The 2,739-nt window shown below is 63.2% G+C and carries 2 protein-coding genes; both read left to right on the top strand.

Translation table 11 applies throughout. The features are described 5' to 3' along the window. The coding region (locus EN893_RS27785) for an ABC transporter ATP-binding protein (RefSeq protein ID WP_164901164.1) at positions 1 to 1,570 on the top strand (1,570 nt) is incomplete at its 5' end. A 249-nt stretch (positions 1,571 to 1,819) separates the two neighbouring features. Then, positions 1,820 to 2,739: hypothetical protein (locus EN893_RS27780; RefSeq protein WP_245490918.1), on the top strand; the 920-nt coding region annotated here is incomplete at its 3' end.

Genomic DNA, 2,739 nt, shown 5'->3' with positions numbered 1-2,739 from the left:
GTTGATGGCGCTCGCGCTGGCCGGCGCCGTGTTGCGCAACCTGGCGTTCATGGGGATCGTCGAGCTGACTTTGAAGATGATGGCCGACATCGCCGCCGATGCTTTCCATCGCGTCCAGCGCTTTTCCACCGACTGGCATGCCAACAGCTTTGCCGGCTCGACCGTGCGCAAGGTGACGCGCGGCATGTGGGCGCTCGACCTGCTCAACGACACCATCCTCATCGCGCTGCTGCCGTCAATCGTCATGCTGGTCGGCTCGACATTGCTGCTTGGCTGGTTCTGGCCGTTGATGGGGGCGGTCGTTGCTGCCGGTTCGGTGCTGTTCATCACGGTGACGGCGCTGCTGTCGCTTGGCTATGTCGCGCCGGCGGCAAGGCTCGCCAACACGTGGGATACCCGCCTCGGCGGCTCGCTGGCCGACGCGGTCAGCTGCAACGCCGTGGTCAAGGGCTTTGGCGCCGAGGAGCGCGAAGAACGCCGACTGGCCAAGGTCGTCGCCAAATGGCGTGCGCGCACACGGCGCACCTGGGTGCGCGGCACCATCAACGGCACCACGCAAGGGGTGCTGCTGCTGGTCATGCGCGCCGCGGTGATCGGCCTGGCGCTGATGCTGTGGTCGTGGGGGCAGGCGAGCGCCGGCGACGTTGCCTTCGTGCTGACCTCGCTCTTCGTGCTGCAGGGCTATCTCAGGGATATCGGCACGCATATCCGCAATCTGCAGCGCTCCATCAACGATATGGAAGAGCTGGTCGATTTCCAGTCCGAACCGCTCGGCATCGAGGACCGGCCCGGCGCCAAGCCGATCCGGATCACCGAAGGACGGATCAGCTTTGACAACGTGACCTTTCACTATGGCCATCACCGATCGGCGCTTTACCGCGACTTTTCGGTCGATATCGCGCCGGGTGAGCGCGTCGGGCTGGTCGGCCATTCGGGATCGGGCAAGACGACCTTCGTCAAGCTTATCCAGCGGCTCTATGATGTGAATGCGGGGAAAATCCTGGTCGACGGCCAGGACATCTCGCAGGTGGCGCAAGCCTCGCTGCGCGGGCAGATCGCCATCGTTCAGCAGGAGCCGATCCTGTTCCACCGGTCGCTGGCCGAAAACATCGCCTATGCCAGGCCGAGTGCGACGCAGGAGGAGATCGAGCATGCCGCGAAGTTGGCGAGTGCGCATGACTTCATCACCAGCCTGCCGAAGGGCTATGGCACGCTGGTCGGGGAACGCGGCGTGAAGCTGTCGGGCGGCGAACGTCAGCGCGTGGCGATCGCGCGCGCCTTCCTTGCCGATGCGCGCATCCTGATCCTCGACGAGGCGACATCGAGCCTCGATTCGGAGTCGGAGGTGCTGATCCAGCAGGCGATGGAGCGGCTGATGGTCGGCCGCACGACGCTGGTCATCGCGCACCGGCTTTCGACGGTGAGGGCGCTGGACCGGCTGCTGGTCTTCGATCGCGGCAACATCGTCGAGGAAGGCTCGCATAATGAACTGATCCGGCTGAAAGGCGGCATCTACCGCCGCCTGTTCGAGCGCCAGGCATTGGAACTGACCAAGGGACTTGTGAGCTGAGTTGAGGCGGCCTTCAGCTTCGGCCGGAGGCCGCCTCTGTCCGGCACGGTCAGCCCAGCGGGCTGGAGCAGGGCATGCGATCGCAAGGCCGCGGCCAACCCGCCGATCAGCGCAGCGATGCTGGCCGACTTGATTTGCCTGTGAAGCCCTGTCCGGATAGTAAGTCTTGAGACCTCTGTTCATCATACTGACCGAGATACGTTGTTTCTACCATTGGTTGATATATATCCGATGGAGGGCAACCCACGGATGTTCTTCACGATGCATCTTTCTGCAAATGCCGAGGAGAAGTTGGCTGCGCCGTCAGTGCTGGAATCTCAGCATGGCTCGGTTCGGCCGCTGGCTGCCGAAGATCTTGAGCGCGTCGCCGCACTCTTCCTGACGAAGTTTCGCCGGCGCCGGCGTCACCTCCTCGATCGCGCGATCGCGGAAACGGCCGCGTATATGAGAGAGATTTACCTCGACCCTGCCGGCCAGTCCGGGGAAAGCAACGCTCTTGTCCAGATCAACCGGCACGGTCGTCTGGGTGGATTCCTCGGCGTTCTGAAAGCCCGCTACGAGCTCAATGGAGCGCCATTGAATGCGGCGATCATCGGGCCGCTCATGGCCGACCCCGGCACCGATGACGGCTCGGCCGGACCCCAATTGCTGCGTGCCTTGCATCAAGGCGAATTCGATCTGCAGCTGACCGATTCGGCCAACCGGACATCCTTGGCCTTCGCGCGCCCGATGAAGTACCAACTCCTCCCGGTGCATTGTCTGGGATGGACATATGTTTTCCGGCCGGCGGCGATGGCCGCCGCCGCACTGCACCGTAAATGGCCTGGCCTGCCTCGCCTTGTACTCGATCCATGCGCAAGAGCATTCGATGCTCTCGCCAAGAAAAGGTTCGAGCCACCGGTCCTCCATTCATCGTCGCATCGCACCCATCGTGAGCCGATCGATGCCGTTCAATTTGCCGAGAAGCTGCCGACCCTCCTGTCTGGTTACGCTCTTCGGCCGAGTTGGAAGGATGGGGAACTTGCACGGCTGCTTGCGCTGGCGGCCGAGAAGCGGGCCGACGGCCCCCTTCATTTCGGTGGGACCTACGACGAAACGGGCAAAATGCTCGGTTGTTATGCCTTCTATGGTCAAGCCGGCGGCGTGGCGAACCTGTTGCAGATCCAGGC

The organism is Mesorhizobium sp. M7A.F.Ca.CA.004.04.2.1, assembly GCF_004022825.1.
Taxonomy (GTDB): Bacteria; Pseudomonadota; Alphaproteobacteria; order Rhizobiales; family Rhizobiaceae; genus Mesorhizobium.
This window is presented reverse-complemented; position numbering and strand designations above follow the sequence as displayed.